This window comes from Vibrio sp. 1151_11, from assembly GCF_029478525.1.
Taxonomy (GTDB): domain Bacteria; phylum Pseudomonadota; class Gammaproteobacteria; order Enterobacterales; family Vibrionaceae; genus Vibrio; species Vibrio anguillarum.
This window is the reverse complement of sequence record NZ_SHMN01000043.1, coordinates 1-7926: the sequence shown is the minus strand read 5'-3', so window position 1 is coordinate 7926 and position 7926 is coordinate 1. Positions and strand designations below refer to the sequence as shown.

The window sequence follows — 7926 nt, the reverse complement described above, 5'->3', positions numbered from 1 at the left end:
TGAAATTGAACGGTAAATTCCATGTTCTCATGGCTGAACTTAAGCAATAAATAATCATCACATATTTGTTGTTTCTTGATCGCGTTGGGTTACTTTTCGCTGTGAATTCATCGGCAAAATAACCTTCAGCATTCAAACGTCCGCCGAGCATGCTACGTTCGTCACTTTTCTTCCAAACCGCTCAATTTGAGTTTTTTGTTTCTTTGCAAAGTTAGAGTTTTAGTTTATAAATTAATGGTTTAGTTTGTTTGAGTTTTACAAAAAGACTTGTTCTTGGGTTGTGAAAGTGTCGGTGTCAATTGATTGGCCTAACAAACGGCTCAAGAGGGATTGCCAACGCGTGGCGGTTTTGGTGCAAAATTGAAGTTCAGTGTTTAAGTGTGTTTTTTGAGTTCGGCTATGCGTTGTCAACCCCTTAGCCGGGCGTTAGCTGCCATCGATGTTCAGAGGAGGAACAATAAATGGACTATCCACTTCAGGGGGCATGTCAGTGCGGACAAGTTACCTATAAATTGTATGAAAAGCCATTAATGGTCTTTGCTTGTCACTGTACAGAGTGTCAAAAACTATCTACTAGCCCATTTAGCATTACAGCAGTTATTGATACGGCGAAAATAGAGTTTTCTGGTCAACTGAAAAGTTGGGAGCGTTTAGCAGATAGCGGCAATCGTAACTGTGCGATGTTCTGCCCAAGTTGTGGAAACAGAATTTACCATTTCAACCCAGATTCACCGGAAACCGTTAAGTTAAAACTAAAACCAATTGCTCTGTCGTCAGCTGATATTTTCGAACCTCAAGCGCATGTTTGGGTTAGTGAAAAACTAGATTGGTACCATATACCAAATAATGTAAAGGTCTTTCCTAAGCAGCCAGGCTAGCAGCTAACAATCTGTTTAAGAGTGATTCGCAACGCGTGGCATTTTTACTATGCGTTGCGTTTAGTGTTTAAGGTGGTATGCGGGGACTTCGGTACTGCGCTGCTCACACCTTAACAGGGCGTTATGCAACTCAGGTAAATTTGGGGGTTCAATCTTTTTAGATTTCTCCGGCCATTCGTTTGTATTGTCGGCAAATAAGCATTTTTACCCTCAGATTCGTGGTTAACTCAAGCCGTAAAACAGACAAGGTTATTTGTTTGCCTCAATCGGTTTTAGCGCTGGCGCGTTGTCAGTTTGGCAGGCGCAAAATGTGGAAAGGGCAAGTTAATCGAGCATTTTGCTTTTGCTGAAGTTTTCGCTCGTTGAGTTTGTCTGATTCAAAAGCTTGGTTGGTTGTTGAAAGGTGGACTTTGTTTTGGCGGCTTATTTATCATGGCTCTGGCTTGGGTTGGTTCTTGAATCACTCAACCATTGCAATTGTGGCTTTTGGTCGTGTAAATTCAGTTTATCTCATTGAATTTGCATAACAAACGGCTCAAGAGGGATTGCCAACGCTTGGCGACTTTAGTACAAAATTGAAGTTCAGTGTTTACAGTGTGTTTTTTGAATCCGGCGGTGCGTTGTCAACCCCTTAGCCGGGCGTTATGCAACTCAGGTAAATTTAGGGGTTCAATCTTTTGGGATTTCTCCGGCTATTCGTTTTGTGTTGTCGGCAAATGAGCATTTTTACCCTCAAATTCTTGGTTAACTTAAACCGTAAAACAGGCAAATTTCTTTGTTTGCCTCAATTGGTTTTAGCGTTGGCGCGTTGTCAGTTTAACGGGTGCAAAGTGTGGAAATGGCAAGTTAATCGATCATTTCGCATTTGCTGAAAGTCTTGCTCGGTGATTTTGTCTCATTCAAAAGCTTGGTTTGTCGTTGAAAGGTGGATTTTGTTTTGGCGGCTTATTTATCACGGTTCAGGCTTTGGCTGATTCTTGGTTCACTTAACCAATATTTAGATTGTTTTCTTAATCAAATGTAGTGTAACTTCTGGTTTATCTTATTGAATTTGCATAACAAAGCATTTAAGACGGATTCGCAACGCTTGGCGGTTTTAGTGTAAATTCAGTTTTTGTGTTTTAAGTGGTTTGTCGAGGCGTTGGTGTTTAGCGTCGCTCACCACTTAATGCGGCGTTATGTTTATCTATAAAATTAAGTATGAGAGTTGATTAGTTGGAAAAATCAGAGAAAACAGCAGTCGAAAAGGTCCTTTTGAGTGTTATCTCATTAGTTGGGACAATTATCTTATTGCCTTTCATTGTGCTAGTAGTACTTGCATTGGGTTATTTATTCGCCTTGTTCGATCTATTAGGCTCTGGAGATGCTTCATTACCTGAAGAAATCAAGTCATTGATACTGACAATTTGGCAGCAGGTTCTTCCAATAGCAGATAAGGGGTTAGCTCTTGTAAGCCCTATTTTAGTTTTGTTGATTCTAAGTGGTTTGGTTCGTTGGATAATTCCAAATGGTAAAAGTAATTTTAAGGAACTCACTGACAATATACCGTCAATTCTTGCTATTTTAGTTTTGGGGTCATTGTGTTTATTGCCAGTAATGGGTTATGAAATACCTAATGAACTTGGGAATATTGCACTAGTAGTAGTAGGTTTCTATTTTGGCAAACTACACACACATACAGATAAAACATAACAAACAATTTAAGAGGGATTCCCAACGCTTGGCATTTTTGCTTCTACTTCAAATTTAGTGTTTACGGTACAATGCTTTAGGTTTGGTGGTAGCGTTGCTCACCCCTTAATTGGGCGTTATAAGCTAAAGAGGAATTATGACCAAAATCTATTTCGTATGCGGCTTTATTGGTTCAGGTAAAACTACCTATTCTAAGGAGCTTGCAAATAAGCATGGAGCCTTTCGTTTCTCCATCGATGAATGGATGATTCCTTTATACGGTGAACATATGGAGCGTGAAGTCTTCGACAGTCGTTTGGCTACGCTTCAAGACTTATTCAAAGACTCTGCTCACCAACTTTTTGCTCTCGGTGTCCCAGTTATTTTCGATTTTGGTTTCTGGCGCAAAGCTGACCGAGACACTTTTACTAGTTGGGCATCAGAAGTGGGCGTTGAGAGTGAAGTTCATTATCTTGATGTTCCCTTCGAAACATGCCAAGAAAGAGCATTTTCACGCAATTCAGATTTGGATGGCAAGTCATATGAAATGACACCTGAAATGTTGGAATTGTTCTGGTCTTGGTTTGAAATACCGGTGTCGAATGAAAATGTTGTTTGGGTTCATCGGGATACTCAACCACGCTTATAACAAGCAATTTAAGAGGGATTCACAACGCTTGGCACTTTTGCTTCTACTTCAAATTTAGTGTTTACGGTACAATGCGTTAGGTTGGGTGGTGGCGTTGTTCACCCCTTAATTGGGCGTTATGCAACTCAGGTAAATTTAGGGGTTCAATCTTTTGGGATTTCTCCGGCCATTCGTTTTGTGTTGTCGGCAAATGAGCATTTTTACCCTCAAATTCGTGGTTAACTCAAACCGTAAAATAGGCAAATTTCTTTGTTTGCCTCAATTGGTTTTAGCGTTGGCGCGTTGTCAGTTTTGCGGGTGCAAAGTGTGGAAAGGGCAAGTTAATCGATCATTTTGTACTTGCTGAATGAATGGCTTGTTGAGCTTTTCTGACTCAAAAGCTTGGGTTGTTGCTGAAAGTTGTACTTTGTTTTGGCGGCTTATTTATCACGGCTCAGGCTTGGGTTGATTCCTGGCTCACTTAACCAATATTTTGATTGTTTTCTTAATCAAATTTAGTGTAACTTTATGTTTATCTTATTGAATTTGCATAACAAAGCATTTAAGACGGATTCGCAACGCTTGGCGGCTTTAGTGTAAATTCAGTTTTTGTGTTTTAAGTGGTTTGCCGAGGCATTAGTGTTTAGCGTCGCTCACCACTTAATGCGGCGTTATATTTTAATTGAGATTCGAGATCATGGAAGAAAGAATTCAGACTTATTTGAGCGAGTATCTAAGCTCATTACCTAGTGAAACTGCGGAAAAATATACTTCTTTCAGTGCGGACTATTTCTGCGCCGATGAGTACAACGCCAATGTATGTGCAGACTTAATATTGCGCGGAGAAAAGCGTGCCTCGTGTAGCCTGGAGTATTGGTACAGTCACGAAGGGGAGCCCATGCCAGAAGTTGGTCATCTTCAAGTAGTGACGAACTGGGACGGTAAACCAATCTGTATCATCGAACTCACCTCAGTCAGTAAATGTAAATACAGCGATGTGACCGAGGAGTTTGCAGCAGAAGAAGGTGAGGGTGATAAGTCATTAAAGTGGTGGCGAGAAGCTCATTGGAAATTTTTTGGCTTAGAGTGCGATGAACTGGGTATTGAGCCAACAGAGGATATGCTGTTGGTTTTAGAACGCTTCAAGGTCGTCTATAAATAAAAATATAACAAACAATTTAAGAGGGATTCCCAACGCTTGGTATTTTTGCTTCTACTTCAAGTTTAGTGTTTACGGTACAATGCTTTAGGTTGGGTGGTAGCGTTGCTCACCCCTTAATTGGGCGTTAAGTTATAAAGAGGACATATGATCAAAATTGCTCCAGAAAATGATTTTCGATATCGAGTTCATGCTTCAACCTTAATGTGGGTATGTGAGGTTCGTGAGGAGAATGGTAAGTGGGTTAATGTTGAAATAGTAAAAGGATGTGAGAGGACAATTTATCATCTGGAAGGACGTTCTGGTTACTACGTGCAATATAATAGTCGTTGGGTTTTATTGCGAAATGCTAAGGAATTTAAAATACTATTGTCACAAGCAAGAAAGGGAAATGTTTATTTGTTTTCTAATGAGCTGGGTGTGTCCGTGGCAAATCCATCAACTTTAAAGCAAATAGCCATTCAGCCTTTTATCGCTGTACAAAAAACTTAACAAACAATTCAAGTGGATTCTCAACGCGTGGCAGTTTTATTATGCGTCAGGTAAAGTGTTTACGGTGCAATGCAGCGGCTTGACCAGTGCGTTGTTCACCACTTAATTGGGCGTTAGGCATAAGGAGTATAAATGTACAATCAAGATATTAGGGATTTGCTGGAGCACTCCCGTGATGAAATAGTTGAAATATGTAAGCAAGCTGAAAGTGGAGAAATAAAAAAAGTAGCGCTTAAAAATACTCTGGAAAACCTACGTAGTGTTTTAGATTATGCTGCTCAAGATATTCAGAGTAAATTGAAAACTCTCACCTCTAAAAAAATTCCCGCTAAAGTTTACTTTCCATATGGTCAAAGAGAAAACCATTTTAATAATAGTGTGAAAAAAAACTTACCAAGTTTAGATGCTACGATGCCTATCGTGCATAAATTGTTGCTAGATATGCAACCGTTTAAATCAGGAGACTCGTGGTTGGTTGATTTGTGCAGCTTAACAAATGATGTCAAACACAATAGCTTAAGCAAAACAGAGAACAAAAAAACAAAAACTATTTATCAGGGAGGTGTTCCTATTGTAAGAGTAGGTACTGGCTCTCAAGTTATTATGACTGGTAACCGAGTTAATGGTGTACTCCAAGATGATGTTACTATTCACTCAGATGGGAGTACGGAGATTAAGCCTGTATCTGGACAGACAGATATCGTAGAAAACAATATGATACAGTTCCATGGAAAACAAATGGAAGTAGCGCCTTTTTTAGAGAAGTGCTTTCAAAACTTATCTCAGTTCATAGAACAACTGGGTCCTGAACTTGAAAATGCCTAACAAACGGTTCAAGAGGGACAGCCAACGCGTGGCATTTTTATTATGCGTTGGTTTTTGTGGTTACGGTGTTATGCGTAAGCTTGGTTGTGGCGTTGGCTGCCCCTTAACCGGGCGTTATGAAGCAGGAGGCAATCATGACTAAACCACATGAAAATATCGTACTGGAACCAGTAGCTCAATCAGAGTTTTGCAATGTATTTTCGGCGACAAAGCAAGCTCTTAAACTTCATGTTGAACCCATTTATGGGTGGGATGATGAATACCAGTATCATCGCTTAACTACTGAATATCAGCATAGCTGGTATTATTGGGTAACTTATCGAAATCAAAGAGTCGGTCTTATTTGCTTCAAACCGTACGATCAAGCATTTCATATCCACTTGTTGATCATCTTTCCAGATCATCAGAAGAAAAAATTGGGTTTTAAGGTTATCAATCACATCCATCAACTAGCTGCTGAAGCAAATAGAAATCTCATTACATTATCTAGTTTTAAAAGCAACAAATCAGCCATAGGCTTTTATAGTAGTTTAGGCTACCAAATCACAGATAGTGGTGATGAAAACTTCGTTAGTATGGCGTGTGAAATTGCTTCATAACAAACGGCTCAAGAGGGATTGCCAACGCGTGGCGGCTTTAGTGCAAAATTGAAGTTCAGTGTTTAAGGTGTGTTTTTTAAGTTCGGCGGTGCGTTATCAACCCCTTAGCCGGGCGTTAGGCAAAGTGAGTTTTTATCAGCTAAATCGGGTTTGAATTGAATAGTAAATTCCATGTTTTGTGGCTTAACTTAAGCCATAATTCGTCATCACATATTTGCTGTTTCTTGATCGCGTTGGGTTGTTTGTCGTTGTGAATTTAGCGGCAAAATAACCTTCAGCATCCAAACGTCCGCCGAGAATGCTACGCTCGTCACTTTTCTTCCAAACCGCTCAATTTGAGTTTTTTGGTTTCTTTGCTGATTTGAGATTTTGGTTTATAAATGAATCGCTTAGTTGGTTTTCAGTTTTCAAACAAGCCTTGTTCTTTGGTTGTGAAAGTGTCGGTGTCAATTGGTTGGCCTAACAAACGGCTCAAGAGCGATTGTCAACGCGTGGCGGCTTTAGTACAAAATTGAAGTTCAGTGTTTACGGTGTGTTTTTTAAGTTCGGTGGTGCGTTGTCAACCCCTTAGCCGGGCGTTATGTGAATTGGAGAAATTGAGTATATGAAGAAGTTAATCGCTATATTTATAGCCGTCTTTTGTCTAGCTTCGATTGGTGCTCAAGCTAATGATCATCAGTTAAAAAATGCGTATGAAAATCATCAAAGTGATATTCAAGTTCAGGGCTCAGGCACAGTTATTCGCTTGTTACCTGATGACAACGAAGGAAGTAGGCACCAAAAATTCATATTGAAACTGGACAGCAAACAAACTTTACTTGTTGCTCACAATATTGATTTAGCTCCTAGGGTTCCAAATCTAAAAGTTGGCGATCGAGTCCAGTTTTACGGTGAATATGAATGGAACAAAAAAGGCGGTGTCATGCACTGGACGCACAAGGATCCAAACAATAAACACCCGCAAGGTTGGTTAAAGCACAACGGCAAGACGTACGAGTAAAATTCACATAACAAACGGCTCAAGAGGGATTGCCAACGCGTGGCGACTTTCGTGCAAAATTGCAGTTCAGTGTTTACAGTGTGTTTTTTAAGTTCGGCGGTGCGTTGTCAACCCCTTAGCCGGGCGTTATGCAACTCAGGTAAATTTAGGAGTTCAATCTTTTTAGGTTTCTCCGGCCATTCGTTTTGTGTTGTCGGCAAATGAGCACTTTCACCCTCAAATTCGTGGTTAACTCAAACCGTAAAACAGGCAAGGTTCTTTGTTTGCCTCAATGAGTTTTGGTGCTGGTTTGTTGCCAATTCAGCGTGCGCAAAGTGTGGAAAGGGCAAGTTTATCGAGCATTTTGCATTTGCTGAAAGTCTTGCTTGTTGAGTTTGTCTCATTCAAAAGCTTGGTTGGTTGTTGAAAGGTGGGCTTTGTTTTGGCGGCTTATTTATCATGGCTCTGGCTTGGGTTGGTTCTTGAATCACTCAACCATTGCAATCGTGGCTTTTGATCGAGTAAAGTCAGTTTATCTTACTTGAATTTGCATAACAAACGGCTCAAGAGGGATTGCCAACGCGTGGCGACTTTAGTGCAAAATTGAAGTTCAGTGTTTACGGTGTGTTTTTTAAGTTCGGCGGTGCGTTGTCAACCCCTTAGCCGGGCGTTATGCAACTCAGGTAAATTTAGGG

The 7926-nt window shown here is 40.3% G+C and carries 8 protein-coding genes; all 8 read left to right on the top strand.

What is annotated here, in order from left to right:
* Positions 1-461: 461 nt before the first annotated feature.
* The 8 genes from EXZ60_RS17890 (at position 462) to EXZ60_RS17845 (ending at position 7252) form a co-directional block, all read left to right on the top strand.
* Entirely contained in the window at positions 462-878 is a 417-nt protein-coding gene (locus EXZ60_RS17890; protein ID WP_274011798.1) for a GFA family protein, read from the top strand.
* Between the two features lie 1215 nt (positions 879-2093).
* Entirely contained in the window at positions 2094-2570 is a 477-nt protein-coding gene (locus tag EXZ60_RS17880) for a hypothetical protein (RefSeq protein ID WP_080608926.1), read from the top strand.
* Between the two features lie 136 nt (positions 2571-2706).
* The gene (locus EXZ60_RS17875) at positions 2707-3198 is read left to right on the top strand and encodes an ATP-binding protein (RefSeq protein WP_080538342.1); all 492 of its coding nucleotides are present in this window, start codon (positions 2707-2709) and stop codon (positions 3196-3198) included.
* A gap of 676 nt (positions 3199-3874) precedes the next feature.
* Complete coding sequence (locus EXZ60_RS17870; RefSeq protein ID WP_017049405.1) at positions 3875-4339, top strand: ASCH domain-containing protein; 465 nt, start codon at positions 3875-3877, stop codon at positions 4337-4339.
* Between the two features lie 144 nt (positions 4340-4483).
* Positions 4484-4828 carry a hypothetical protein gene (locus EXZ60_RS17865; protein ID WP_088729555.1) on the top strand — a complete coding sequence of 115 codons (345 nt, stop codon included), beginning with the start codon at positions 4484-4486 and terminating at the stop codon, positions 4826-4828.
* Between the two features lie 132 nt (positions 4829-4960).
* Complete coding sequence (locus EXZ60_RS17860) at positions 4961-5653, top strand: hypothetical protein (protein ID WP_277436085.1); 693 nt, start codon at positions 4961-4963, stop codon at positions 5651-5653.
* Between the two features lie 134 nt (positions 5654-5787).
* Positions 5788-6252: a GNAT family N-acetyltransferase gene (locus EXZ60_RS17850; RefSeq protein WP_096036985.1), complete on the top strand. Its 465-nt coding sequence runs from the start codon at positions 5788-5790 to the stop codon at positions 6250-6252.
* A gap of 604 nt (positions 6253-6856) precedes the next feature.
* Positions 6857-7252 (top strand): DUF3465 domain-containing protein, encoded by a 396-nt coding sequence (locus EXZ60_RS17845; protein ID WP_017049506.1) that lies wholly within the window; start codon positions 6857-6859, stop codon positions 7250-7252.
* The last annotated feature ends 674 nt before the right edge of the window (positions 7253-7926 follow it).

What these genes read in the sequence shown, in the direction of transcription:
- EXZ60_RS17890 (WP_274011798.1), top strand. Translation starts at nt 462, where the DNA reads ATGGACTATCCACTTCAGGGGGCATGTCAGTGCGGACAAGTTACCTAT.
- EXZ60_RS17875 (WP_080538342.1), top strand. Translation starts at nt 2,707, where the DNA reads ATGACCAAAATCTATTTCGTATGCGGCTTTATTGGTTCAGGTAAAACT.
- EXZ60_RS17870 (WP_017049405.1), top strand. Translation starts at nt 3,875, where the DNA reads ATGGAAGAAAGAATTCAGACTTATTTGAGCGAGTATCTAAGCTCATTA.
- EXZ60_RS17865 (WP_088729555.1), top strand. Translation starts at nt 4,484, where the DNA reads ATGATCAAAATTGCTCCAGAAAATGATTTTCGATATCGAGTTCATGCT.
- EXZ60_RS17860 (WP_277436085.1), top strand. Translation starts at nt 4,961, where the DNA reads ATGTACAATCAAGATATTAGGGATTTGCTGGAGCACTCCCGTGATGAA.
- EXZ60_RS17850 (WP_096036985.1), top strand. Translation starts at nt 5,788, where the DNA reads ATGACTAAACCACATGAAAATATCGTACTGGAACCAGTAGCTCAATCA.
- EXZ60_RS17845 (WP_017049506.1), top strand. Translation starts at nt 6,857, where the DNA reads ATGAAGAAGTTAATCGCTATATTTATAGCCGTCTTTTGTCTAGCTTCG.